This window comes from Rhodothermales bacterium (genome assembly GCA_039944855.1).
Lineage (GTDB): Bacteria > Bacteroidota > Rhodothermia > Rhodothermales > JANQRZ01 > JBBSMX01.
Window position 1 is genome coordinate 93324 of the sequence record JBDUXZ010000037.1, and the last position, 25794, is coordinate 119117.

The window sequence follows — 25794 nt, forward strand, 5'->3', positions numbered from 1 at the left end:
GCGTCCGTATGTTGACAGCCCCGCGCCGGGACTGCTCGTAGTTAGAGCGGCCTTGGCGTGGCCAATCACAGACGCTTACCGCCCCTCCACCGTAACCCCAGACTGCACGTTACGCCGACGGCGTCCGCGTTAAAACGCCGACAGCGTCGGCCTAATCAGGGGTTATGCTGCTGTTGAAATGAACGGTCACAAACCATGTTTATAGGACACCTCGCGGTGGCACTTGGTGCTAAGTCGATTGATCGCCAGGTACCTTTGCCGTTGCTGATTGGGGCTTCATTTGGTATCGATTTGCTGTGGCCGATTTTTATCCTGATTGGTATTGAGACTGTAGAGATAGATCCGGGTAACACAGCGTTCACCCCCCTGTATTTCGTTTCATATCCGTGGAGTCACAGCCTGTTGACTGTATTGGGATGGAGCTTGCTGCTTGGATTGATCGCAAGGGGCATGGGACTGTCCTCCAAAAGCGCAATACTCGTAGGCGGATTGGTAACGAGTCATTGGGTTCTGGACTGGCTTACTCATCGTCCAGATCTTCCTTTGTGGCCTGGTGGCAAAGTGACTGGCTTGGGGCTTTGGAATTCTATTCCCGCTACAATGATAGTAGAGGGATCAATGCTGGTTCTTGGAGCAATACTTTTCTTTAGGACAGTTAAGCCAAATGGGTGGAAGGGGTGGATTGCAATTTCCTCTTTATTACTGCTCGTTGTAGCGATTTGGGCTAGCCAGCCGTTCTCGCCACCACCGCCAAGTTCGGAAGCGATTGCGATTGTTGGGTTGACCACATTCCTGCTTCCGTTGTGGGGACTATGGATCGAAAAGCAGTCGACAGAGCTTTCTCACGCAGCATAACAAGCGCCTCCGCCTGACCGCACGAAGACCGACTTACCTCGTTTCATCTAACTATATTCATCGCCTCGTGCCATTGCTGTGCCGCCTGCGGCAGGTGAGGCGCAGCCCGTTCTGCCGCTTTGCAATCGATCAGCTAGAGCGATGCCCATCCTGCGGAAACTGCTGTGGGTGGACTGCACGGCCGGCGCCGTCGTCGGGGTGACGGTGATCGGGCTCAGCGGGTGGCTCAGCCGCCTGGAGGGGCTGCCGCAGGACGTCCTGCTCTTCACCGGCGTGATGAACCTGCTCTACGCCTCGTACTCGTTCTCGCTCGCCGTCCGGTCCGAGCGGCCGATGCGCCTCGTCAAGCTGCTGGTGTTCGCGAACCTGGCGTGGGTCCCGGTGTGCCTCGGGCTGGCGGCGGCCTTCGCCGAGTCCGCGACGCCGTTCGGGTTCGTTCACCTCGTCGGCGAGGCGTTCTTCGTCGGCGGGCTGGCCGTTCTGGAGTGGCGCCATCGGGACCTGCTCCTCACAGCGGCCTGAATCGGGACAGGCTCGTCGATCACCCTACCGCTGCACTCGCCGCTACCTCGGCTCCGCGTTGGTCTCCAGCCACTCCGCGAGCAGGACCTCGTCTACGGTCCCACCAGCCAGGCCTTCCATCACCGTAACCGTCTCCACTTCCTCCGGCTGGAGGTGGTACCCGTTCCGAAACAGGAACGCTCGGACGGCTAGCAGGGCGGCGCGCTTATTCCCGTCCACGAAGGCGTGGTTCTTGGCGATCCCGAACCCATACGCAGCGGCCAGATCGAAAAGCGTAGCCCCCTCCTCATACGCACGGAGATGTCGGGGCCGAGCGAGGGCGCTCTGGAGCAGCCCCTCGTCGCGTACGCCCTGTGCCCCTCCGAACAGCCGGATCGATTCCGCGTGGAGCATCTTCAGCTGAATCGCCGTGAGCCAGATGGGGTCGCTCCCGGCCGGCTCGCTCACTTGGCCAGTTCGCGGAACGCGTTCCGGTGGGAGCGCATGAACGCACGCGCGTCCTCCATCGCTGCCGCGAAGTCGGGGTCGTAGGGCGTCGCGCTGATCCCGTCCGGCGTGGCCGTCACGAAGAGCTCGTCGCCCTCTTGGAGTGCCATCGTGTCCGCGACGGGCTTCGGTATGATGAACCCAAGCGAGCCCCCGAACCGGCGGACCTTCGTCGTCTCAGGCATGGCCTTCCCTCTGTGGTTGATCGTGGGCTGTGGTTTCGGTCTCTGCTCATTGAACTTAAGTTCAACAGGCCATGCGTACAACGGCCCCGGAGCATTTCTTGTTGCTTTTCTCTTGTCGAGCCGGGTGCCTACAGAACCCGCGCGGCGCATGCGACAAACACGCTCCAGCGACGTGGAAGACGCCGTGAGCAGCTTCGCGGGATCGCAGGACTACGAGCCGTCCACCAGCCTGAGCGCATCCGCCAGCGGGTGGTCCCGGCCGTAGAGATCCGGGGCGAAGTGGACCGTTCCGGTTTCGTCCACCCACGCTGTCCAATAGCGGACGTGGATCGGGACGGGATCGGCGAGGGCGATCCGCGTCTCTTCCCCCACCGCGATGACCTCGTTCATCCGCTCGGCCGTCCACGCCGTATCAGCCCGGAGGAGCGCCGCGGCGAGGTCGATGGGCCGCTCGGCCCGGATGCAGCCGTGGCTCAGCGCGCAGTCCGTCCGCGCGAACAGCTCGGGGTTCGACGTGCCGTGGAGGCGCACGCCGAAGCGGTTCTCGAAGAGGAATTTCACCGGGCCGAGCGGGTTGTCCGGGCCGGGGTCCTGCCGGATCGCGTACGGGAAGCGCCGCGCCGAGACGGCCGACCAGTCGACGGCGTAGGGGTCGACGCGGCGGCCGTTGCGGAGGAGCGTCATATGGTGGCGGGCGAGGTACGACGCGCTCCGGCGGAGGTGGGGCAGGATCTCGGCCGTGGCGATGCTGTACGGCACATGCCAGTACGGGCTGAGCACGACGTGCGTGATCTCGCTCGCGAAGGCCGGCGTCGGCGTCCGCACGGTCCCGACGATGACGCGCATCACGAGCGTAGTCCCACCGCCGCGCACGTACTCCAGCCGGAAGCTCGGCACGTCGATGAGGACGTACTCCCGCCCGAGGCTCCGTGGTAGCCAGCGCCACCGCTCCATGTTCAGCTCGATCTGCCGGACGCGGTCCGCCGCCGGGACGTCGAGCGCGGCCTGCGTCTTCGGCCCGACGACGCCGTCCGCGTCGAGGCCGTGCCGGTGCTGAAACGTCCGCACGGCCGCGTCCACCGCCGCGTCGAAGCGTGGGGCTTCGGCAGTATCGGCCGCAGCCCGCAAGTCATCGGTGAAGCGGAGGCGGCGGCGCAGCGTGGCGATGCGTGCGTCGCGGTCACCGAGCCGGAGCGTCGGCCCCGGCGCTGTAGTTGGCCAGCCGCCGGCCTCGGCGAAGGCGCGGTAGCGGGCGAGGGTGCGACGCAGCCGGGTGTAGCCAGCGTGCGGCGGCGGCAGCGCGGCGAGGCCCTCCTCCACCCGACCGGCCCGGAGTGCGTCCGCGAGCAGGCGGGCTGGATCGACGGTGCGCGGCGGCTCGTCCCAGTCGTCGTACAGTCGGTCGGGGCGAACGCGGCCGGTGCGCTGATCGCGGGCGTAGCGGAGGAAGGCGTCGGAGAGGAGCACGTCGAGGCGGGCCTGCTCGCTCGCCGTCAGCGCACCGCCGCGCGCAATCGATCGGCGGAGGTCATTCGCGTGGTAGTCGGCGGGACGGAGCCCTTCGGCGGCGCTCGCCGCGAGCACGTCGGCGAGGGCGTGTGCGGTGGCCGTGGGGTGTCCGGCGACGAGCCACGCCGGGGCGTAGTCGCGGGCGTCGTAGAACGCGGCGAGGTCGGGCGCCGGATCGCTCTGACGTGCGAGGGCCGCGCGCAGGTCGCTTGCCGTGAGCGGCTGCGCCGCCGCCGTGCCGAGTCCGGCGAGGCCGAGGAGCCCCGCCACGAGGACGCGGGCGAGCCGAGTCATCCGGCTACCGGAAACGGCCGCGCGACGGCCTTCGGCTCTGCGGGGACTTTGTGCGCGCGCTCTTTCACGGCGAGCACCGGGCACGGCGCCGCGTGGACCACCGCCTCCGCCACACTCCCCATCTCGCCCCGTTCCCGCTCCTCCCCCCGCGTCCCCATCACGATGAGGTCCGCGTGGAGCCGCTCCACGTGGGCGACGATCTCCTCGGCCGGCTCGCCCGTGCCGACGTGGGCGACCATGACGACGTCGGGGCCCGCAGCGGCGACGGCGAAGCGGAACAGCCTCGCCTGAATCGCCTCGGCGCATCGCGGGACGTGCGCTCGTCGGCCAGCGTCTGGCACCACGTGGAGGAGGTCGAGCTGCGCGCCGAACCACGCGGCCACCCACCTCGCCTGCGTGACGGCCGTCCGGCACGGCTCGGAGAAGTCGACGGGGACGAGGATGCGGCGGAGCCCCGTCGAGCGCATCCGGTCCCGCACCGTCAGCACTGGGCACGACGCGTAGCGGACGACGGCTTCGGCGACGTGACCGAGGTCGGGCAGGTCCGCCCCACTCCGCCCCCGCGCGCCCATCACGATGAGGTCGACGTCGTGGCCCTCGGCGTAGCGCACGATCGCGCGCGGCACCGATGCCGCATCGACCTCCTCGACCGTCTCGGTGAGGCCCTCGACGAGGGGCAGGCAGAACTCGTCTCCCTCCATCACGGGAGGAGTTTCCGCGTGCCGATTTCCGTGGGACGGGAGGCGGACGTGGAGCGCGTAGAGCTCGGCGCTGAACTTCGCGGCGAGCCGCGCGGCGTAGGCGTAGGCCCAGCCCGAACTCTCAGAAAGGTCCGTCGGGAAGAGGATGCGGTGGATGCGAGACATGGCGGTACCGGCTGTGGTGGCAGACCCAGGCCTTGCTTGCTCGGGCGACCTCAGGCCCTGCTCGCACGGTACCGATTCCTCGTGGGCCCTCTTGACAGCCGGCCGGCCGATGGATCGTCAGCATCGCCCCCAACGCGCCCTGCGGTATTTCCCCATCCCCCTCCTCCCCCCGCGCCTTCACCGCTCGTGGCGCCGCGCGATGGCTTTGACGACCTCCGGCACGACGATCACCGGCACCGACGCGAGCGCGATCCACCCCCACGCGGCGAGGTCGAGCCCGACCGTCCCGAGCGCCGTCTGGAGCACGGGGACGTAGACGGCTGCGACCTGGAGCCCGAGCGAGCCCGCCACCGCGAGGAGCAGCCACGGGTTCGAGAAAAAGCCGAGCGACGTGACCGGCAGGCGGAGCGAGCGGAAGTTGAACACGTTCACCTTCTGCATCACCACGAGCGCCGTAAACGCCACGGTCTGCGCCCGCACGAGCGCGTCGGGGCCGCCCGCTTGCAAGGCACCGTGGAAGAGGAAGAGCGCGGCGGCGGCGAGGTACGCGCCCATCAGCAGGATCAGCCCCATCCACCGCCGCCCGAGGATCGGGGCCGAGGGGTCGCGCGGCGGGCGGCGCATCGCGTCGGCCTCGACGGGCTCGGCGCCGAGCGCGAGCGCCGTCGCCCCGTCGGTGACGAGGTTCATCCACAGGATCTGCACCGGGAGGAGGATCAGTGGACCGCCCGCCACGATGTTCAGCCCGACGGCGAGCACCTCGCCCGCGTTCGAGGTGAGGAGGTAGCGGACGAACTTCTCTACGTTCGCGAACTGCCGCCGCCCCTCCTCCACCCCCGCGATGATCGAGGCGAAATGGTCGTCGGTGAGGACGATGTCGGAGGCGTCGCGCGCCACGTCGGTCCCGCGCAGCCCCATCGCCACGCCGACGTCGGCCTTCTTGAGCGCGGGCGCGTCGTTCACCCCGTCGCCCGTCATCGCGACGACTTCGCCCTGCGCTTGCAGCAGCCCGACGATGCGGATCTTGTGCTCGGGCGCCGCCCGCGCCACGACGACGGGCGCGCGGAGCGCAGCGGCGAGGGCGGCGTCATCCATCCCGGCGAGGTCGGTGCCGGTGAGCGGCGCCCCCCCGCCGAGCCCGACCTGCCGCCCGATCGAGTGCGCCGTCTCCGGCGCATCGCCCGTGATCATGACGACGCGGATCCCCGCGCGCTCGGCCTCGCGGACGGCCAACGCCGCCTCCGGCCGAGGCGGATCCTCGATCCCGACGATCCCGAGGAGCACGAGGTCGCGCTCGACGGCGTCCGCGTCGAAGACGGCGTCGTCGGACAGCGCGCGGCGGGCGAGGGCGAGCGTCCGTTGCCCGGCTTCGGCGAAGCGCCGGTACGCCGCCTCGCCGTCGGCGCGGAGCGCGGCCGTCATCGGCTCTACGTGGTCGCCGACGCGGACGGCGTCGCAGCGCGGGAGGATCGCTTCCGGCGCGCCCTTGACGTGGGCCACCGCGCCGTCGCGCGTCTGCTCCACGACCGTCATCCGCTTCCGCTCCGACGTGAACGCGAACTCGGCCGCGCACGGGCACGGCGCCGTCGAGAGCGACGCCTTCATCGCCGCGACGACGAGCGCGGCCTCGGTCGGGTCGCCGGCGGCGTACCACGCGCCGTCCTCCGTGTATACATCGGCGTGGTTGCAGCGGAGGCCGGTTTCGAGGAGCGCGCGGAGGTCGGGCGCGCGGTCGGGGTCGAGCCGGGCGCCGTCGCGCTCGAAGTGGCCGTCGGGCGCGTAGCCGGCCCCGCTGACGGAGACGGCGCCGGAAGCGAGCCACACGGCGCGCACGGTCATCTCGTTCTGCGTGAGCGTCCCCGTCTTGTCGGTGCAGATGACGGTTGCCGCGCCGAGCGCTTCGGCGGCGGGGAGCCGGCGGAGGAGGACGTTGCGGCGGACCATCTGCCGCACGCCGAGCGCGAGCGTGACGGTGACGACGGCCGGGAGCCCCTCGGGCACGGCCGCGACGGCGAGGGAGACGCCCGTCATGAACATCGTCACGAGCGGGTGCCCGAGGAGCCACCCGATGAGTGCGACGGCGGCGGCCACGGCGAGCGCGACCCCGCCGAGCTGGCGGCCGAGCGTGCCGAGCTTCCGTTGAAGCGGCGTCTGCTCGTCCTCGACCTCGCCCGTCAGCCGGGCGATCCGTCCGAGTTCTGTCCCCATCCCCGTCGCCGTGGCGAGGCCGCGCGCGGTCCCGCTCGTGACCACGGTGCCGGCCCACACCATCGGCGCGCGCTCCGCGAGCGGCGCATCCGCCGCGACCGTCGCGACGCCCTTCGCCACCGGCACCGACTCCCCCGTCAGCGCCGACTCGTCGACGCGGAGGTCGGTGGCCTGCACGAGCCGGAGGTCGGCCGGGACGCGGTCCCCGGCGTCGAGCGTGACGAGGTCGCCGGGGACGAGCGTCCGGGCCTCGACCTCGCGCCCCCGGCCGTCGCGGACGATGCGGGCGTGCGGCGCCGTGAGCCCGCGGAGCGCTTCGAGCGCGCGCGCGGCCCGCCACTCCTGCACGAACCCGAGCACGCCGTTGAGCGCGACGATGGCGAGGATCGTCAGCGCGTCGACGACGGCGCCGACGGCGAGCGAGACGGCGGCGGCGACGAAGAGGACGAGGATGAGCGGGGTGACGAACTGCCGCCCGAGCAGGCGCCACCACGGATCGGCGGGCTGCACGGCGAGCGTGTTCGGCCCCGCCGAGGCCAGCCGCCGCGCGGCGTTGGCGTCTGAGAGCCCGCGCTCCGCATCCGCTTCGAGCACGCGGGCGACGGCGTCGACGGATTCGGCCCACGGGGAAATTAGCCGCTCAGCCGTGGAGTCGGGTGGAGAGACGGCGCGCTCACGCATCGCCCTCCGGCCGTGTCTTCGCGCGCTTCGAGCCGGTCGCTCCGGCCTCCGCCCGCGCCATCGGAACCCGGCACACGACGACGAGGCCGCCCGCCGGATTCGCCCGGAGGTCGAATTTCCCGCCGATCATCCGGGCGCGGTAGGCCATCGTCTGCAGCCCGAGCCCGCGCTCCTGCGGGCGCGGCGTGCCCGCGAGCCCACGCCCGTCATCCTCGACGGTGAGCACGACGGCGTCGCCCTCGACGCTGAGCGAGATCGTGACGCGCGTGGCCTCGGCGTGGCGGAGCGCGTTCGTGACCGCCTCCTGCGCGATCCGATAGAGCTGCATCGCCACCTCCGACCGCAGCGGCGGGAGGTCCGGCGACGCCTCGAACGTGCAGCGAAGGTCGGTGTGCGCGTCGGTGTCGGCGGCGAGGCGGGCGAGCGCGACGGCCGGCCCCTGCCCGTCCACGTCGACGGGGTTGAGGCCGTGAGCGAGGGCCCGCGCCTGCTCCGCCCCCTCATCGATGAGGCGGGCGACCTCCACTAGTTCGTCGGTGAGGTCGGGGGCCGTCTCGCGCGAGCGGCGGGCGAGGCCGCGCACAAGCATCCCGAGCCCGACGAGGTGGCTGCCGAGCCCGTCGTGGAGGTCGCGTCCGAGGCGGCGGCGCTCTTCGTCGGTGGCACGGAGGACTTCGGCTTCGAGCCGGTGCCGCTCGGTCACGTCGCGGAGAACGCCGAGGAGGCCGTCGTCGTCGATGCGGACGACGCGGAACTCGTACATGTGGCCTTCCACCTCGTTCGTGACGTAGTCGGTGTGGAGCACGCCCGAGGCGAGGGCGGCGGCGAGGCCCTTCTCGAGTTGCGCGGCGAGGTCCGGCGGGAGTACGGCGCGCACGGGGCGGCCCACCGCCGAGTCCGGGATGAGGAACGGGCTGCCCGACGGCGCCTGCACGTCGCGTACGATGCCGTCCGGGGAGAACAGGATCACGAGGTCCGGCAGGGCCTCGACGAACGCGCGGTTCCGCGCCTCGCTCCAGTGCAGCGCCTGCTCGATCCGTTTCTGCTCCGTCACGTCGGTGTGGACGCCGACGAGGCCGAGCGCGCGCCCGCACCCGTCGCGGATCATGCTCACGCGGAGGAGCACCGTCATCGTGCTCCCGCTCCGGCCGCGCATCTCCACCTCCCCCGTCCACGACCCATCGCGGACGGCCCAGAGAAACGCCGCGCGGCCCGCGCCGGGGTCGGCGAAAAGATGGAGCGGGCCGCCGCCGGCCTCTAGCGTGTCGGCGTCGTAGCCGACGAGGGCGCGGAGCGCGGGGTTCATGTAGACCACGCGGCCTTCGAGATCGACGATGCCAATCCCGTCGTGGGCGGCCTCGACGGCCTGCCCGATGCGGGCGATTTGGGTGGCCGTGGCGCGCCCCCGCGCCGCGCCGGCATCGGGGGTGGCACGGACGCGGTCGGGGGAGGCCGACGGGGTGGGGTGGGAAGAGTCAGGCATCGGGGTGGGGGAAGCGGAGGAGGCCGAGCCGCAGCGGTCGGCCGGGGGCTAGGTGCCGCGACTCGGCGCGGGGTGACTCCCGATCGACTCGACCCAGCGCATCGCCCGGCGCATGAGGTCCGTGGCCGTGTCCACGCCGAGCTTCGACTTGATCTTCGCCCGGTGGCTCTCGACGGTCTTCGGGCTGATCGAGAGGCGGTCGGCGATCTCGCGCGTGGGGTACCCGCGCCCGATCATCTCGAACACCTCCAGCTCACGGTCGGAGAGCGCGTGGAGCGCCGTCGCCGCGCCGTCCTCGTGGTGGGGCCTCGCCTGCCCGATGTGCTGGTAGAGCAGCCGGTCCTGCACGGCGTCGCTGACGTAGACGTGCCCGTCGAGGACGCGGCGGATGGCGCGGAGCACGGACTCGTCGCCCTCCATCTTCATGAGGTAGCCGCGTGCTCCGGCCTGCAGCGCGCGCTCGGCGTAGAGGGCCTCGTCGTGCATCGAGATGATGAGGACGGGGAGGTCGGGCCGCCACGTGAGGAGCTGCTTCGTGAGCTCGATCCCGTTCGTCCCCTCGATCGAGATGTCGGCGATGACGAGGTCGGGCTCCGTCGCCTCGACGCCGGCGAGGGCGGCGGAGGCGTTCGCGGCCTCGCCGCAGACGGCGAGGTCGGGCTCGGCGTTGACGAGGCAGGCGTAGCCCCGCCGCATCATCGGGTGGTCATCGACGACGTACACCTTCCGTTTCATGACGCAGCCTCGTCTGGTACGATGGCGCGGAGCGAGAGCACGGGGCACGGCGCGGCCCGCAGCGTGCGCTCGGTCACGCTCCCGATGATGGTGTGGTCGAGCCCCGTCCGCCCGTGCGTCGCCATCACGATGAGGCCGGCGCCGATCTCGCGGGCGAGGTCCACGATCTCGCGGGCCGGGCGGCCGTGGCGGATGTGCGTGCGGGCCGCCCCGTCCCCTACCGTCTCCTCCACCAACCGGCGGAGGGCGGACCCGGCGTTCCTGTCGACGGTGACCGTGTCAGTGACCGTGTCGTTGATCGTGAGCAGCGACGGGATGGGCCGGTGGTGCGCCGCCTTCCCTTCGAGGACGTGGACGAGCTCCACCGGCGCCGCGAACTGGTCCGCGACGAGGCGGGCCGCGGCGAGGGCGTCGTCGTTCGCCGCCGAGAGGTCTACGGGCACGAGCACGGGCGCGCTCGGCCCCGGCGCCGTGCGGGCCGCCGCGTTCGGCACCGTCAGCACCGGGCACGGCGACCGGCGGACGACCTCGGCCGCGACGCTCCCCATCAGGAAATGGCTCACGCCCCGCCGCCCGTGCGTGCCGACCACCACGAGCCCGGCCCCGATTTCGTCGGCGTAGCGCACGACGGCGTCGGCGGCCGCTTCCCCGCGGCGGACGACGATCTCCGGCCCGATGACGTCGACCGCTTTCGCCCCGCCGAGCGCGCGCTCGGCGAAGGCCCGCATGCGCTGCTCGTAGGAGTTGCCGGCAGGCCCGGCTTTGGTCCCGCCGTATTCGGAATACGCCGTCGACGACGAGTGGACGAGGTGGAGGCGGGTGTGGAAACGCTCGGCGAGGTCGGCGGCGCGGATGAGCGCGGCCTCGGCGCCCTCCGAGAAGTCGAGGCCGACGACGATCGGTTGCGTGGTCATGGCAGGTGGGGATTACGTGGGGATGCGGGGACGGATCGGCTAGACGGCGGCCGGCTGCGCGTCGCGCTCGGCCGGCACGCCGGCGTCGACGAGCGACTTGCCGAAGCTCTTGCAGACGAACACCGGGCACGGCGCGCTGCGGACGAGCTGCGAGGCAACGCTGCCGAGCAGGAGCCGTTCGAGGCCCGTGTGGCCGTGGCTGCCCAGCACGATGAGGTCGGCCCCCGTGGTCTCGGCGAGGTCGAGGATCTCGTTCACCGGGTGGCCGGCTTCGAGGTGCGTCGTGACGTGGTCGCGCAGCGTCGGCACCTCCGCTTCGAGGGCGCGCATGAGGGCGTCGAGGGTCTTCTGCGCGCGCCGGCGCGCCTCATCGAGGGAGACCTTCCCTCCCATCGGGTCGAACGGGAGCGTCGCCAGGTCCCCGGTGTCGAGCACGGTGACGAGGTCGAGTTCGGCGCCGTAGACGGAGGCGAGGGCGGCGGCGTGGCGCGCCGTGAGCGTCGAGCGCGTGGAGAGGTCGACGGGCACGAGGACGCGGCGGATCACCCACGGGGCCATGTCGTCGGTCTCGTCGTGGGTCCGCACGGTGAAGACGGGGCACGGCGCGAGGCGGACGACCTCCTCGGCGACGCTCCCCACCATCATCCGGCGGAGCCCGCGCCGCCCGTGCGTCCCCATCACGATGAGGTCGATGTCGTGGTCCCGGGCGTAGCGGAGGATGACGGGGGCCGGGTCGGGGCCGGACTCCTCGGCAGAGACGATGCGGACGGGCTCGTCGGCGGGCCGGTCGTCGCGCTCGGGGAGCGGGAGGTGGAGGTCGGCCGCGAGGTCGGCGGGGGTGATGCGGAAGTCGTCAAAGCACGTCTCCAGCGGGTCGCCGACGGGCTCGGTGACGTGGAGGAGGTGGAGCTCGGCCCCGTGGCGGTCGGCGAGGTAGGCGGCGTGCGTGAAGGCGCCTTCGGCGCAGGCGGAGTAATCGGTCGGGAAGAGGATGCGGCGGATCGTCAACATGGCAGTGGAGGCTGGAGGGTGGAGGGAGCGCCGGTCGATGGGGGGAGCGGCATGGGGATGGCCTCAGGCCGTCTCGTGGTGGAGGCGGGCTTCGGTGCCGGGCAGGAGCGATTTCTCGAAGGCCTTGACGGTGAAGACCGGGCACGGCGCGAGCTGCACCACCTTCTCGGCGACGCTGCCGAGGAAGAAGCGGCGGACGCCCGTGCGCCCGTGCGTCGCCATCACGATGAGGTCGGCGTCGAGCCGCGCGGCGGCGTCGAGCACGTCGAGCGCGGGGTTGCCCATCCCGCCGATGACGTGGAACGCGGGCGAGGCCGCCGAGCCGTCCGTCGCACCGAGCACTTCGGCGGCGATCTCGCGGAGGGCCTCTTCGGCAGCGGTGCGCTCGGCCTCGGACATCGGGTGCGGCTCGGGCGGCGCGTCCACGATGCCGTAAGCCGGGAGGGTCTGGAGCACGTGGAGGAGGTGGAGTTCGGCCCCGGTGAGGCGGTGGAGCTCGCGGGCGTGCGCGAGCGCCTTCCGTGCGTGGGCCGAGAAGTCGAGCGGGACGAGGATCCGCTTCGCCGCGACGCCGTGGTAGGGCGCGCTCGGGCGCGCGGTGAGGACGGGGCACGCGGCGCGGCGGACGACCGACTCGGCGACGCTGCCGATGAAGGCGTGGCTCAGCCCCCGCCGCCCGTGCGTTGCCATCACGATGAGGTCGGCGTCGATCTCGGCGGCGTAGTCGAGGATGCCGGCGTCGGGCGAGAACACCTGCCGCTCGGCCTCGACGAGTTCGACGCCGGCGGCGGCGGCGGTCGCACGGAGGCCGGTGCGGAAGGCGTCGTCGGCCTCGGGCGGGTCGAGCGTCTCGGCGGCCTCGTCCCACGTCACCGTGAGCGCGTGGAGGCGAGCGCCGTGGCGCCCCGCGTAGAAGACGGCGTGCTCGAACACGGACTTCGACCACGCCGTGCGGTCGGTCGGAAAGAGGACGTTCTTGATCAGTAGCATGGCGCGTCGGCGATGGGCGCCCTCGCTCCTACTTCCAGACCTCGGGCGCACGTGGGGAGATCACTCGGTACCAAGTACACGTTTTTGCGGCCCGCGCGCTGCCCTCCACGGTCTACTCCGGCTAGCGGAGGAATCCCCGTTCCGCTGTGGGGCCAACCCCGACGCTGGTCAGAGCCACACGCCGAGGAGGTTCCAGTACGCCAGCAGCGGCACGACGACGACCGCCGCGACCGCGACCGCGCTGTAGTGCAGCCGGCCCGCGACGGACCCGAGCCCGCGCCGCCACAGGATCACCGCCGCCGGCACCGCCGCGAGCCCGAGCACGGCGGCCACCGTCGGGAGTGCGAACGCCGCCTTGAGCGCGAGCGGGAACGGGTAGAAAATGCCCTGCGGCCCGAGCGCGACGAGCGACCCGGCGAGAATCGCCACGAACGCGAGGTGGAGCGCGCCCGCGAGCGCCACGAGGCCCCGCGCCCGCCGCAGCGCGAGCGGCCCGCGCCGACCGCGCGTACGGAACCGGCCCGCACCCCATGCCATGACGGCGGAGGCGAAGAGCGCGAGGCAGCCCCCGAACAACGCCGCCTGCACCGGCAGCGTCTCGACCCAGCCGATCCGCTCGAACGACGCCGTGCTCGTGTGCAGGCGCACCGCGCGGCCCGACGCGTCGGTCTCGAAGAAGAACCGCGTCGGGTCCGGCCCCGGCCCGGCCCACACGCCCGTCTCGACCTCGCGCAGCGGCACCCGCTCGCCGCCCACCGCCAGCACGAGCGCCGAGTCCGCCGCCGCGACGCGGAGGTGGTACGGCATCATCGGCGAGAAGAGGGCGAGCTTGTCCGCGCTCCGGTGCGGGTGCCGCGCCAGCCGATACGTCCCTGCGAAGCCGTCGGCCACGTAGTCGGACAGGCTGCGTGCGGCGAGCGGGGCGGGCGGCAAATACCCGAGCACCTCGGCCACGAAGCGGTCTTCCACGGCGTCGAGGAACGCCGGCGCGTCGGCGTTCGCGGCGATGAAGAGACCGAGGCGGAGGTCCGGGACGAGGATGACCTGGGCGACCCAGCCGGGCCACCCGCCGCGGTGCCGGAGGCTCGGGTGCCCGGCGACGGTGCCGCGGAAGAACCCGTAGCCCATCCCCGCGAGCGCCGGGTGCGGCGTCCACTGCCGGGCGTGCATCGCGCGCCGCGTCGTGTCGGCGAGGAGCATGTCGGCGCCGCGCCCGCCGAGGTGGGCCGCCATAAACCGGGCCATGTCCGCGCCCGTCGTGTAGAGCGCGCCCGCCGGGGCGAAGGCGACGTAGTCCGGCGGCAGCGGCACGGCTCCGGCCGGCGTCCGCGCATAGCCCGTGGCGAGCGCGCCGCGCAGGTCGACGGGCGGCGGCTGCCGGAACGTCGAGCGCGTCATCCCGAGCGGGGCGAAGACGTGCTCCTCCGCGTAGCGCTCGAACGCCACGCCCGACACGCGCTCGACGAGCGCGCCGAGGAGGCCGTAGCCGTGGTTCGAGTAGCTGTGGAGCAGGCCCGGCGGATAGACCCGATCCGGCAGCGTCCGGCGGAGGTAGCCGACGAGCGGCGGCGGCTGACCCGGCGTGCCGGCAGCGAGCAGCCGCTCGTCGAAGCCGGCCGTGTGCGTGAGAAGGTCGTGCGGGGTGACGGGCTCGCCGAACGCCTCGGGCACGCGGACACCGCCGAGGGACGCGTTGACGTCGGCGCCGAGGTCGAGCGCGCCACGTTCCCACAACTGCATCACCGCCGTCGCCGTGACGAGCTTCGAGACGGAGCCGACGCGAACGACGGTCTCCGACACGTCCATCGGCCGGCCCGCCGCCACGTCTGCCCACCCGTATCCCCGCTGCACGACCACGGAGTCGCCGAGCACGACGACGAAGACCGCACCGGGCGCCCCCGCGCTGTCGACCACGTCCGGCACCGCCCCGTCGGCGAACACACGGATCGCCTCGGGCGCCGGTTGCGGGTGCGCGGCCGGGGCAGCCAGAAAGAGGGTAAAGAGGAGGGCGAGATAGCGCATCGGACCACCGATGGCGGGCGGAGCCGAGCGGGCGGGCGTCAGTCGCTCCGTTCGGCGAGGGCAGTGAGGATCGCGCGCGTCGTCGCCTCCGGGTCCGAGGCCGCGTCGGCGCGGACGTGCTCGGGGTCTTCGAGGGCGTCGGGCGGCTCGTAGCGGGCAGCGAGGAAGGCGAAGTCGGACGCGCGGGCGTCGGAGACGACGGTGCCGTCGGCGCGGGCGGCGAGGCGGTGGCGCAGTGCGCCGGCGGGCGCGGTGAGTTCGACGAGGCGGTGGCGGACGCCGGCAGCGGCGAGGTGGTGGCGCAGCGCGTCGCGATGGCGGCGTGTGCCGAACGTGGCGTCGAGGACCGTGCTGAGGCCGTCGCTCGCGCGGCGGAGCGCGGTCTCGCAGAGCGCGTCGTACACGGCCTCGGTCCGGTCCGGGGCGTAGAGCGCGGCCCGCTCGGCCTCGCTCCCCCGGCGGAAGAGCGGGACTCCGGCCTGCGCCTTCCGCACCCGGTCCGACGACACGACCTCCCACCCGAGCGCCGCGCCGAGCGCCTCGGCCTGCGTCGTCTTCCCCGCCCCCACCGGCCCCATCACGGCGATCACGAGCGGCTCCGACCCGGCGACGGCGTACGCCATCGCGAGCTGGAAATACCGCCGCGCGCGGGCTCGGCTCGCGGCGCGCTCGGCCTCGGGCACCTCCGACTCGCCGCTCCGCATCGCCTCCACTTTGCCCCGCACGTAGGCCCGGTAGCCCTTGTAAAAGTCGATCACGTCCCACAACTCGGGATCGTCCAGCGACGCCGCCATGCGGGCGACGACGTGGTGCGCGAGGTCCGGCCGGCCGTGCACGTCGAGGTCCATCGCGAGGAACGCGAGGTCGCTCGCGATGTCGACGCAGCGGAAGCGCTCGTTGAACTCGATGCAGTCGTAGACGCAGAGCGCGTCGCCGTCCGAAACGTCGTCGGGGCGGAGGTGGAGGTGTTCGAGCCGGAGGTCGCCGTGGCCGTCGACGACCCGGCCCTCGGCGCGGCGGCGGTGCAAGAGTCGGGCGTTCGCGGCGAAGAACCGATCCGTCGCCGAGCGGAGCGCGTCGAACGCCGGGCGCGCGATCAGATCGCCGACGAAGCGTTCGGTCTGCGCGACGTTCTCGTCGGTGCTGAGGCGGAGCCGCTCGGGCCACCCCCACGCGGCGGCCTCGGGCGACGGCGGCTGCCCGCGATAGAACGCCGCGAGCCGCTCCGTCACCCGGTCGAGGTCGGCCGTGGTGAGCGCGCCGCGCCGGAGCCGGGCGTCGAAGAACCCCGCCGGATCGAGCCGCCGCATCTTCACCGCGACCTCGACGGGCTCGCCCTCCCCTTCGACGCACAGCGCGTCCCCGTCCCACGCGATCGGAACGACGCCTTCGTAGAGGCCCGGACAGAGCCGCTCGTTGAGCCGGACCTCCTCCTCGCAGAAATGCCGCCGCCGCGCGAGCGTCGAGAAGTCGAGGAAGCCGAAGTCGACGGGCTTTTTGACTTTGTACACGAACGGCGGGGCGAGGGCGACGACGGAGATGTGGGTCTGCACGATCTCGACGCGCTCGGGCCGGTGCGGGTACGCGGCCGGATCGGCGAGCGCGGCGAGCAGCGCGTGCGGCGTCGGAGGCGAGGGGGCGAGCGTCGGGGGCATGGCGGCGGGGGCTACGGCACGGGCGCCGGCGGCGCGAGCGTACGGGCCAGGAGGGCGTCGAGCGCGGGGTACGAGGCCGGGTCGAGCATATTCAGCGCGGGCACATCCGTGAGGCGGGCGAGGAGATCGAGCCCGGCCTCGGTGTTCGTCGCGATGCCGCTGACGAGGTCGGGCGCGAACCCGAACGCGGCAATCGCGCCGACGACGGCGTAGGGATCGGACGCGCAGAGCACCGTGCAGCCGACGGCGTCGCGGACGGCGGCGGCGGCGGCGGCCCCGTTGTAGCGCTCCAGCGGCGACGAGCCGATCTCGACCACGGCCACGTCGGCGGGGTGCGCGGCCATCCGCGCGAGGAGTTGGGCGAGCGCGGCGCGGTACGCCTCGGCCGGGTGGACCGTCGAGGGCAGGCCAGCGTCGACGAAGTCGTAGATCCACTCCGCGCCGGCATCCGCCATCGCCTGAATGTCACGGTAGCGGCCGGCCCCGGTCAGCTTCGCGCCGAGCACGCGGTGGCCCGCCCGCACGAGGCGGCGGATGAGCACGCGCGCCGCCGTCGTCTTCCCCGACGACATCGACGTGCCGACGAGGAGCAGCGTCGGCGTCGTCCACGGCCGCGCGGGTACGGGCTCGACGAATCGCTCCATCGTCGCCTTCGTGCCGCCGATCAGGACGTGACCCTCGTACCGGACCGAGATGATGCCGCCGACGTAGGGCGAGCACGAGAGGACGGCGCCGAGCAGGCCCGCCGACGTGAGGAACTGCATCCGCCCGTCGGCCTCCACCGCCTCCCACGAGCCGGTGACTTCGAGCGTCGCGTAGCGGTGGCCGAGCGCGCCCACGACGAGGTCGCCGGGGAGCACGCCGCGCATCCGCCCGCCCACGAGTTCGAGGTGGGCCGTCACTGGCGCCGCCGTGACGCGCACGGCGACGAGGTCCCCCGTCGCCCACCGCTCGCGGCCGAGCACGGCGAGCGGGACGGCCCGGCCGTCGAGCGGGGCGTGGCGCGTGAGGGACGTCAGGATGGGTAGCTCGGTCATGGCCGATGGCCTGCTGCGCGGCGAGGGATCGGTCCGGGCGGGGTCAGAGCGCTAGGAGGGAGCGCAGGCCGGGCGCCTCGTCACCGGGTTCGGTATCGGGTTCGGTGCCCGACGTCTCGCGTCCGGCCTGCACGGCAGCGCGGGCGGCGGTGCGGGCGGCGGGCGTCTTCACGGTGAGCACGGGGCACGGCGCGGTGCGGACCACGGCCTCGGCGATGCTCCCCATCACGAGGTGCTCGAAGCCGCGCAGCCCCTTCGTTCCGAGGACGATCAGACCCGACCGCAGCCGCTCGGCCGTCTCGCCGATGACGCGGGACGGGAAGCCCGGCACGACCTCCACCGTCCCGAGGCGCTCGGGCTCGCCTCCCGCCTCGGTGTAGAGCTCGCGCAGGGAATCGCCGAGACTGCGCACCAGCCCCGGCTCCACTTGGTACACGGGCTGAAGCGTGTAGCCGCCACCGACGGGCCGGAACGGCTCCTCGACGACGTGGAGGAGGTCGACGTGGGCGTCGAACGCATCGGCGAGGCGGAGCGCCTGCCGGAGCGCCTCGTCTGCGGTGTCGGAGAAGTCGACGGCGACGAGGATCGCGCCGCCGTGGAGCGCCGGGAGCGCCGCGTCGTCGGTGCCAGGCCGGACGGTGAGCACGGGGCACGGGGCGAGCTGGACGACCTCGCGGGCCGTGCTGCCGAGGAGGAGGCGAGAGAGCCCCCGCCGCCCGTGCGTCCCCATCGCAATGAGGCCCACGTCGTGGCTCTCGGCATAGCGGAGGATGGCGGCGGCCGGCGCGATGTCGCGCGTCAGCACCGTCTCGATGGGGACCGGCGCCTCCTCGCCGAGGTCGGCGAGGCGCTGGCGGACGTTCGCGCCGTGATGGACGCTGCCGAAGAGGGAGTCCACGTAGAGCAGATGGAGCGCGTCGGCGTGGCGGGCGAGTTCGAAGGCGAGCGGACGGGCGGCCTCAGCGCAGGCCGAGAAGTCCGTCGGATAGAGGACTGTGTGGAAGATCGACATGGCAGCGGGGGTTTAGAGGCGGTCTATGAAGTCGAGAAGCGGTCCCCCTCCTGGACAGGAGGGGCTAGGGGTGGTCGATTCGGACGACGGAAGCGTTCCTCGTCTACCCCCTCCCCCTGTCCAGGGGGAGGACTTCCCAAAGGGCACCTGGGCATCTTCATAAACACACTCTCAGAGGCGGAGGGGGTCGGCGTGCGCGCCGCTCGGCATCGGGCGGCTCGGCCGCGGGCGGCTAGCGGAGTTCGATGATCTCCCGCGTCCCGTCGCGGCGCACCACCTCGAAGCGGTCGAGGTGCTCGCCGTCCTCGTCGACGTAGATCGCCTCCGGGTGCCCGATCAAGTGATCGAGGCCGGGGACGGTCACTTCGAGGAGGTCGTCTTTGGCGTCGTAGGTGAGGCCCTGGAGCGGGAGCCAGCTCGTCTGGGGCTGGGCGCCGTCGTCCGCGGAGAAGATGCGGATCTCGGCGTAGTCGATGCGGCCGGTGTCGGACTTCACGCTGGAGAAGGCGTCGAAGTACGAGCTCCAGTCGGCGCGGGGCAGCGTTCGGATAGCCATGGCAGCGTCTGGAAAGAGTCGGGAGGAACGGAGGGCGGGGTAGCCTACGAGAAGGTCCCCATTCCAGCGCGGCGCGTTCGCCAGACGGATGCGCCCGCCGCTGCCGGGGCAGCACCGATCCGGGTACGGGGCCGGACCCTACTTCGACTCGTCGCCGCCCGTCGAAGCGAGCGCCGCGCCGTCCAGCGGGGCGAGGAGGAGGAGTGCGAGGAGCGCGGCCCGCTCCCCCATCCGCTCCACCTCGACGTATTCGTGCGCCGCGTGCGCCCCGTCGCCCACGGCACCGAGGCCGTCGAGCGTCGCCGTGAACTGGCTCGTCGTGTTGCCGTCGGAGCCGCCGCCGGCCGTGCCCTCGGCGAGGTCGAGCCCGAGGAGGCGGGCCGCCTCCCGCGCCTGCTTCCAGAGCCGCCGGTTGCGCGACGTCGGTTCGAGCGGCGGCCGGACGATCGCGCCGGTGATCTCGACCGACGCCCCCGGCGTCACGGCGTCGATGCCGAAGATGGCGCGCTCGATGCGCCGCGCGTGATCGTGCGAAGGCACGCGAACATCGACCACGGCCCGCGCCTCGGGCGCGACGACGTTCGCCCGCTGCCCGCCCTCGATCATCCCGACGTTCACCGTCACCCCGGCGTCGAGGTCGGTGAGGGCGTGGAGTTGCTGCACGACGTGCGACAGTTCGAGGATCGCGCTCGCCCCCTCGCCCGGCGCGAGCCCGGCGTGCGCCGCCCGCCCGCGCACGACGACGTCGAACTTGCCGATCCCCTTCCGCGCCGTCTTCAACCGGCCCTCCGGCCCCAGCGCCGGCTCCAGCACGAACGCCCGCGCCGCCGCCCGCGCCAGCCGCGCGATCCACCGCCCGGACTCGCGGCTGCCGATCTCCTCGTCGGTGTTGACGAACACGACGGGCGCGGCGGGCGGAGCGAGCTCGAGCACGCGGAGCGCATTGAGCGCGGCGAGGAGTTGGACGAGGCCCGCCTTCATGTCGTACACGCCGGGGCCGCGCGCCCGGCCGTCGCGCACGGCGAATGGCATCGTGGCGAGCGTGCCGACCGGCCAGACGGTGTCGGCGTGGCCGAGGAGGAGTTGGACGGGCGCGCCGCGCTCGCGCCGCTCGGGCCGGGCGTAGAGATGCCCGCCCGTCGCCCGCCCCGGCACGATGCGCGTCGCGTAGCCGAGGCGGTGCAGCTCATCGGCGAGCAGGCGGAGCACGGCCCGCTGCGTCTCCGGCTCTGTCGACGGCGACTCCGCCTCGACGAGCGCGCGGAGGAGGTCGAGCATGGCTGACTGCCGCCCGCGCATGAACGCGAGCACGACCTCGGCCACGGCCGGCGTGACCACGGCCGAAGGCGGAACGATCGAGGGCGGCGCGGACGGAGCGGTCATCGCGAGAACCCGGTCGGGAACGGGAAGGCGTGCGTCTCGGCGACCTCTGCGTAGCGGCCGGGGTGGAGGTACGCGAGGAGCGGGTCGGCGGCGAGCCGCTCGGCGTCGCTGCCGTCGGAGAGGCGGACGGCCTCGGGCGCGGCGTACGCCGCCACGACGCGCCCGGCGATGAGGCTGTTCACCCCGAACCCGTCCACGACGCGGTCCAGCTCGCATTCGAGGAAGAGGTAGCCGTCGGCGAGGAACCGGCCGCGCACGACGCGGGCGGGCGCCGTCGGGAGCGTCTGCAGCGCGGGCTTGGCGCCGGGCCCGTCGGCGCCGTCCGTGCGGGGCGCGGCGGCGAGGGCGGCGAGGACGACCTGCTCGGGCCGGACGTAGGTCACGGTGAAGGCCCCCTCGCGCTTCGCGTTGCGGTATGTCGCGTGGCGCGGCGTGCAGACGAAGCCGAAGTACGGGCCCCACCCCAGCGGCACGGCCATGTGCTTCGGCGCGAGGTCGTAGCCGCCGCCCACCTCCTCCGTCCCCACGACGACGAGCGGGGCGACGACGAAGACGCGCTCCCAGAGCGCCGTCTCCGGGTCGAGGGCAACGAGAGGGCGAGCGGTCGGGTCGGCCATCGGTCGCGTCACGGTTGGAGCGTCACAGTTGGAGCGTCACGGTTGGAGAAGTCAGTCGTCGTCCTCGATGGGGAGGACGAGGACGGCGCAGGGGGCGAGGCGGCAGACGCGCTCGGTCACGCTCCCGAGGAGCAGGCGCTCGACGCCGTGGAGCCCGCGCTTCGCCATCACGATGGCGTCGGCGCCCCGCGTGCGGGCGGCCTCCACGATGGCCTCGGCCGCGCGCCCCTCGACGAGGTGGTAGCCGATCCGCGACAGCACGCGGCTGCCGCCCTCCACCGGCTCGTCCGCCCGCACGCCGTCGGCCAGCGTCCCGACGAGCGCGGGCTCCTCGGTCAGGGCTTCGAGCCGATGCGTGGCCGCGGCGCGGATCTCGGGGAACAGGTCGGCCGCGACCTCCGCCCCCGTGATCGCCTCGACGAAGCGGGCGGGCTCGAGCGCGTGGAGGAGGTCGAGCCCGGCGCCGTAGAGCGCGGCGAGCCCGGCGGCCACGGAGAGCGCCCACCGCGACGGGTCCGAGAAGTCCGTCGGCGCGACGACGAGCCGGAGCGGCTTCTGCCCCGACACCGACTCGGGCACGATCAGCACCGGGACCTCCGTGTGGCGCAGCACCTCGCCGGCCACGCTGCCGAGGAAGAACCGGCGGAGCCCGCGCCGCCCGTGCGTCCCCATCACGACGAGGTCGCACCCCTCCCGCTGTGCGTAGTCGAGGACGACGTAGGCCGGCGCCCCCTTCGAGATCACCCGCTTGGCATGGAGGTCCGTGCGGTCCACCCAGTCGAAGCGGGTCGTCAGCGCCGCGTCGGCCTCGTCGAAGAGGCGGCGGTAGAAGGCGCGGTCGTCCTGGGAGAGGTCGTCGAAGGCGGTCTCGGGGCTCACGCCGGGGACGACGTGGAGGACGTGGAGCTCGGCGCCGGTGCGCGAGGCGAGGTCGGCAGCGCGGCGGAGCGCGGCGTCCGAGGCTCCGGAGAAGTCGACGGGGACGAGGATGCGGGTCGGGGCGAACATGGCGGCGGGGGGCGGGAGGCGAAGGCGGGAGCGTTGTCTCTTGGTACGCCACGCCGTCGCGCGCTGCTGTGCGCCGCCACCTCGGAAGCGGGCGGGCGAGAGCCCCGAACGTGTGCCGGGCCGTTCCCTACGCCGGCTACTCGCAGCGGTAGCGGATTACGCCCGCGGGGTCGTTTGTGGGCGTCCGCCCGAGGCTGATCACGCCTTCCTTCAGGAGGTGCGTCTGGTCCCGGTGGAGGAAAACCAGCTCCGCGCCCATGCGGATATACGTCCCGTTCGTGCTGCGGTCGGCGAGGACGAAGAAGCCCTTGCGGAACTCGACCGTGGCGTGGGTCCGCGACACGCCCTGCTCGGGGATGACGAGGTCGTTGTCCTCGCCGCGCCCCATCTGAAACGACGGCCCCTGCGCCTCGACGACGCGGCGGTCCGATCCGTATTCGAGGATGAGCTTGCCACCCCCTTCCTCCTCTCTCCCCCCCGACCACGGCAGGGCGCCGATCATCGTCAACTGCTCGGTGTCCTCCTGCCAGACCAGCTCGCAGAGCTCGATGGGGAGCGCCTTGCCGCGCACGCGAGCTTCGCCGAGCCGACGCGTGGCGTGTTTCAGCGCCGGCGGGAGGCGTTCCGCCGTCTCCTGCGTCGCCATGATCTGGTCGGGCTTCGCGAGGCCGACCATCCGGGCGGCGACGTTCACGGCATCGCCGTAGACATCGCCCTTCTCCAGGATTACCTCCCCGATGTGCAGCCCGACCTTGATGCTCGCCCCGATCTCTGTGAGCATCGGGTCGGCCTTGACCGCCTTGTGCATCGCCGACGCGGCTTCGGCGGCGGAGACCGCGTCCGCGAAGGTCGCCATCACTTCGTCGCCGATGGTCTTGATGACCAGGCCGCGGTGGCGGACCGTCACGTCCGAGAGCACCTCGAGGGCGCGGCCGACGATCTGCAACGCCCGGTCGTTGCCGACGCGCTCGAACAGCTTAGAGCTCCCGCACAAATCCGCGAAAACGATGGCGCGCACGCCTTTCGAATACGGACCGTTCTGCTCCTCGAACGAACTCATGCTACGCGACTCGATAACCTGTCAACTGGAAGCGAAGGGAGACGCAATGTAGCACAATTCCACCCCCGTAGGCTGCAGGCTTCGGGGTCGAACCGTCCACCACGCCGGCCGCCGCAGGCGCGCTGACAGCGTGGCGCCGTCGCCGTAAACGAGCGAAGCCCCGAGCCGGCGGGGTGCCGATTCGGGGCTTCGCATAGCGTGCCCGGGAGGATTCGAACCCCCGGCCTTCTGATCCGTAGTCAGACGCTAAGCGGATCAGGCCGGTGCTCTAATGTCCCTTATGCCCCCGTATTCAGCATTTTCGAGCGAGTCTCAGAATGCTAGCTTGTAGTGTTTCCGCACATCTTCCGCAGATTGTGCGCCGTCGTGTTCTGACGAGACGCTTGAGGATCTAAATGTACGCATCGGCAGCGAGCTTGTCCCTACGTGGCGCTACTCCCCTCCTGCCTCTCAAGAGTTGCCTGACCGTCTACGCGTGCAGCCCTACCTCTTCAAATTTCGCCCCCTTTGGTGAAGACCAAAAACGAGATCCAGCCCACCGGATCTCGCTTCCCTTTGCCGTGCTAGTTCGCCGGGCGTGATAGCGCGTGCTCGATGAGCGACGACACGGCGTACTCGTTGTGGCGGAAGTCGCTTACCGTCGGCCGATCCGCGTGCCACGTCACCGCCGTAGCCGCATTGAGCAAGCCCCAGCCGCTGAGTTCTTCTTCCAAGAGGTAGCGGTCCACGACCTTCCCCCACAACGTCACCGGCATGTTCGGGAGCACGTCGCGCCGGATCTCGCGTAGACGAGACGACGACATCCGCATGGACGCCAACGACCTCGCCGCCATTGCGAAACGGGCGATGCCCCCTTCAGCATGCCGCAATGCCCCCAGCGTCCGCTCCACCTCACTCTCCCATTCCGATGCCGTGGGATCGTGGCGGAACCGGACCTCTTTAAACAGCGACTTCGCCACCATCCCGTTCGAGCACACCAGCCTTGTTAGGTACACCCCGGCGCTGAAGGCCCGGCTCCCGTCGTAGCTGTTCCAGAAGCCCAAGGACAGCCCTAATACGTCGCCCGGCTTCACTTCCACCGTCTGCGCTTCCTTTGCCGTCAAACCAAGGAAGTAGCGCTTGCCGTCGAAGAACGTCCGGTCCTCTTGGAAAGGCAAGCCGGAGCGGTGCGCGATCTCCCCGGCCAGATCCCGGACCCTTGCATTGGGGATGAGGAGGTAATCGCCGCTTACGACGCCGCACTCGCGCCATCCGGTTTCTCCGTCGGGGTCGGCGATGCGGACGGTGTAGCCCGCGCTATCCATGCCGTCGGCCGTCTGGAGCCGCCGCTTCTCGATGGGGGCGTACGGGCCGGATTCCGGCTCCGGATAAAACTGGCGTTCGGGTGTGGTGATGAGGGTTCGTGTGTTGTCATGAGTTGACAGATTGCCATTGTTCGCGGCGTTGCCATGTGTTTTGCCGTTGGTCGTGCCGTTGCTAGATAGGAGGTACATGGAGTCGTTCATGGTCATGTTGGTTGAATGGTTGGAGGGTGGCATCTTTGGCGTATCCCAACGGTGCGGGATCGTGCGAGTCCAGCGGTGGTGCAAACACAGAAAGAGCCGGGCAGCGTGAATAGCCACCCGGCCCTGATCGTGTCGATGCCTTGATCGCGTCGATTTATTGCTGGCTACAGCCCGGCTTGCAACCGGACGTAGACGTTGACGCCGAGCGTGTGCCCCTTCGCTTCGTCGCCAGTCACGCCGATGAGGTGGACGGAGACGTGCGCTGGAAGGAGCGGAGCCAGCCACGGCGCGTGCTTGTCCTGTATCCGACCGATGGCGAGGCTTCCCCAGTAGACCACCACCCCGTTGGGCGTGGCGTGGAGGTGGAGTTCGAGGCCTGCTTGGACCAGATGATTACGCGCGGCATCACGCAGGGCACGGACGTTGGACTGCACCGCCCTTACCCCCACCAGCTTCGTCGGGATGGAGAGCACGACCGGACCGATAGAACCGGATGATGCAGCCGAATCATTCTCACCGATGGAATCCCTCTTTCCGTTGGAATCCATGTGGCCATAGGAATCTCTCTTTCCGCTAGAATCACCCCAGCCGTTGGAATCCCTCTTGCCGTTGGAATCCATGTGGCCGTTCGGGGGATAGCCCGTCCAATCCTTCTGGCGGGCGAGGTAGGTCAGCGTGAACGAGAGGGCGGCGAGGGCTTTCTCGACGACGTAGGCCGGATCGAGCTTGGAGTTGGCAAGGACGTGCTCCGTCCAGCGGCGGGCCTGCCGGATGAGGGCGTGGATGAACGGGAGCGTCGGGGGCCCTTCGAAGGACCCGAACGACGTGGCGCCGTTCTTGGGGATGGCGTGGGGCGGCATGAGCAGTGGGGGTTGCATGAGTTGGAGTCCGTGGATCGGACCCCTTACACTGCTATGGTGCCGGGATACGAGCGAATCTTGCAGCTGTCGCCGGACACCCCGTTGCCCTCCTCACCCCTCCCCTACTCCTACGCTTTAGATCTACCACCTAGCGCCACGAATTGTTATACTATTTCGTGACAGTCCGAAATTTGCGCGCTCACGAAAATCGTCGCCAGAATGCGATCAAAACGGCCAATGTAAACTAATTAGGCACTATTGAAGGAATGCACCCAGTTGTCTTCACACAATCCCAACGACCATAAAGAGAAGAATCATAGATAGACGACGAGAGAACCAC

23 protein-coding genes are annotated in these 25794 nt (G+C 71.1%); 2 read left to right on the forward strand and 21 right to left on the reverse strand.

Annotated elements, in window-relative coordinates; all coding sequences use genetic code 11:
- The first annotated feature begins 195 nt into the window (after positions 1 to 195).
- Positions 196 to 855, forward strand: a complete 660-nt coding sequence (locus ABJF88_18305) for a hypothetical protein (GenBank protein MEP0548893.1) — start codon at positions 196 to 198, stop codon at positions 853 to 855.
- Positions 856 to 996: 141 nt separating this feature from the next.
- Entirely contained in the window at positions 997 to 1377 is a 381-nt protein-coding gene (locus ABJF88_18310) for a hypothetical protein (protein ID MEP0548894.1), read from the forward strand.
- Between the two features lie 42 nt (positions 1378 to 1419).
- Here ABJF88_18310 and ABJF88_18315 read toward each other — a convergent pair whose 3' ends face one another.
- The 21 genes from ABJF88_18315 to ABJF88_18415 all read right to left on the reverse strand — a co-directional run bounded on the left by ABJF88_18315 (position 1420) and on the right by ABJF88_18415 (position 25454).
- The gene (locus ABJF88_18315; protein ID MEP0548895.1) at positions 1420 to 1824 is read right to left on the reverse strand and encodes a type II toxin-antitoxin system death-on-curing family toxin; all 405 of its coding nucleotides are present in this window, start codon (positions 1822 to 1824) and stop codon (positions 1420 to 1422) included.
- Positions 1821 to 2048 (reverse strand): AbrB/MazE/SpoVT family DNA-binding domain-containing protein, encoded by a 228-nt coding sequence (locus ABJF88_18320; protein ID MEP0548896.1) that lies wholly within the window; start codon positions 2046 to 2048, stop codon positions 1821 to 1823. Before ABJF88_18320 ends, ABJF88_18315 begins: the two co-directional genes overlap by 4 nt.
- A 210-nt stretch (positions 2049 to 2258) precedes the next feature.
- Positions 2259 to 3851, reverse strand: coding sequence for a L,D-transpeptidase family protein (locus ABJF88_18325; GenBank protein ID MEP0548897.1), 1593 nt, complete (start codon positions 3849 to 3851; stop codon positions 2259 to 2261).
- Positions 3848 to 4717, reverse strand: coding sequence for a universal stress protein (locus ABJF88_18330; GenBank protein MEP0548898.1), 870 nt, complete (start codon positions 4715 to 4717; stop codon positions 3848 to 3850). Before ABJF88_18330 ends, ABJF88_18325 begins: the two co-directional genes overlap by 4 nt.
- A gap of 177 nt (positions 4718 to 4894) precedes the next feature.
- Complete coding sequence (locus tag ABJF88_18335; GenBank protein ID MEP0548899.1) at positions 4895 to 7606, reverse strand: cation-transporting P-type ATPase; 2712 nt, start codon at positions 7604 to 7606, stop codon at positions 4895 to 4897.
- Positions 7599 to 9089, reverse strand: a complete 1491-nt coding sequence (locus tag ABJF88_18340) for a PAS domain S-box protein (protein ID MEP0548900.1) — start codon at positions 9087 to 9089, stop codon at positions 7599 to 7601. Before ABJF88_18340 ends, ABJF88_18335 begins: the two co-directional genes overlap by 8 nt.
- Before the next feature lie 48 nt (positions 9090 to 9137).
- The gene (locus ABJF88_18345; protein ID MEP0548901.1) at positions 9138 to 9824 is read right to left on the reverse strand and encodes a response regulator transcription factor; all 687 of its coding nucleotides are present in this window, start codon (positions 9822 to 9824) and stop codon (positions 9138 to 9140) included.
- Positions 9821 to 10738, reverse strand: a complete 918-nt coding sequence (locus ABJF88_18350) for a universal stress protein (GenBank protein ID MEP0548902.1) — start codon at positions 10736 to 10738, stop codon at positions 9821 to 9823. The genes ABJF88_18345 and ABJF88_18350 overlap by 4 nt, the downstream gene beginning before the upstream one ends.
- A gap of 39 nt (positions 10739 to 10777) precedes the next feature.
- The gene (locus ABJF88_18355; GenBank protein MEP0548903.1) at positions 10778 to 11749 is read right to left on the reverse strand and encodes a universal stress protein; all 972 of its coding nucleotides are present in this window, start codon (positions 11747 to 11749) and stop codon (positions 10778 to 10780) included.
- A 63-nt stretch (positions 11750 to 11812) separates the two neighbouring features.
- Entirely contained in the window at positions 11813 to 12739 is a 927-nt protein-coding gene (locus tag ABJF88_18360; protein ID MEP0548904.1) for a universal stress protein, read from the reverse strand.
- Between the two features lie 168 nt (positions 12740 to 12907).
- Positions 12908 to 14761 carry a serine hydrolase domain-containing protein gene (locus ABJF88_18365; GenBank protein MEP0548905.1) on the reverse strand — a complete coding sequence of 618 codons (1854 nt, stop codon included), beginning with the start codon at positions 14759 to 14761 and terminating at the stop codon, positions 12908 to 12910.
- A 38-nt stretch (positions 14762 to 14799) separates the two neighbouring features.
- Positions 14800 to 16416: an AAA family ATPase gene (locus tag ABJF88_18370; protein ID MEP0548906.1), complete on the reverse strand. Its 1617-nt coding sequence runs from the start codon at positions 16414 to 16416 to the stop codon at positions 14800 to 14802.
- A gap of 11 nt (positions 16417 to 16427) precedes the next feature.
- The gene (locus tag ABJF88_18375; protein MEP0548907.1) at positions 16428 to 17453 is read right to left on the reverse strand and encodes a hypothetical protein; all 1026 of its coding nucleotides are present in this window, start codon (positions 17451 to 17453) and stop codon (positions 16428 to 16430) included.
- Between the two features lie 43 nt (positions 17454 to 17496).
- Positions 17497 to 18465: a universal stress protein gene (locus tag ABJF88_18380; GenBank protein ID MEP0548908.1), complete on the reverse strand. Its 969-nt coding sequence runs from the start codon at positions 18463 to 18465 to the stop codon at positions 17497 to 17499.
- 232 nt (positions 18466 to 18697) lie between these two features.
- A complete protein-coding gene (locus ABJF88_18385; GenBank protein MEP0548909.1) occupies positions 18698 to 19021 on the reverse strand; it encodes a DUF5335 family protein in 324 nt (107 codons plus the stop codon).
- Between the two features lie 138 nt (positions 19022 to 19159).
- The gene (locus ABJF88_18390) at positions 19160 to 20404 is read right to left on the reverse strand and encodes a M20 family metallopeptidase (GenBank protein ID MEP0548910.1); all 1245 of its coding nucleotides are present in this window, start codon (positions 20402 to 20404) and stop codon (positions 19160 to 19162) included.
- Positions 20401 to 21021, reverse strand: coding sequence for a flavin reductase (locus tag ABJF88_18395; protein ID MEP0548911.1), 621 nt, complete (start codon positions 21019 to 21021; stop codon positions 20401 to 20403). Before ABJF88_18395 ends, ABJF88_18390 begins: the two co-directional genes overlap by 4 nt.
- A gap of 51 nt (positions 21022 to 21072) precedes the next feature.
- Positions 21073 to 22029, reverse strand: a complete 957-nt coding sequence (locus ABJF88_18400; GenBank protein ID MEP0548912.1) for a universal stress protein — start codon at positions 22027 to 22029, stop codon at positions 21073 to 21075.
- A gap of 136 nt (positions 22030 to 22165) precedes the next feature.
- Positions 22166 to 23089 carry an adenylate/guanylate cyclase domain-containing protein gene (locus tag ABJF88_18405; protein MEP0548913.1) on the reverse strand — a complete coding sequence of 308 codons (924 nt, stop codon included), beginning with the start codon at positions 23087 to 23089 and terminating at the stop codon, positions 22166 to 22168.
- A gap of 563 nt (positions 23090 to 23652) precedes the next feature.
- Positions 23653 to 24600 (reverse strand): DUF932 domain-containing protein, encoded by a 948-nt coding sequence (locus ABJF88_18410; protein ID MEP0548914.1) that lies wholly within the window; start codon positions 24598 to 24600, stop codon positions 23653 to 23655.
- A 158-nt stretch (positions 24601 to 24758) separates the two neighbouring features.
- Positions 24759 to 25454 (reverse strand): hypothetical protein, encoded by a 696-nt coding sequence (locus ABJF88_18415; protein MEP0548915.1) that lies wholly within the window; start codon positions 25452 to 25454, stop codon positions 24759 to 24761.
- Positions 25455 to 25794 lie beyond the last annotated feature (340 nt).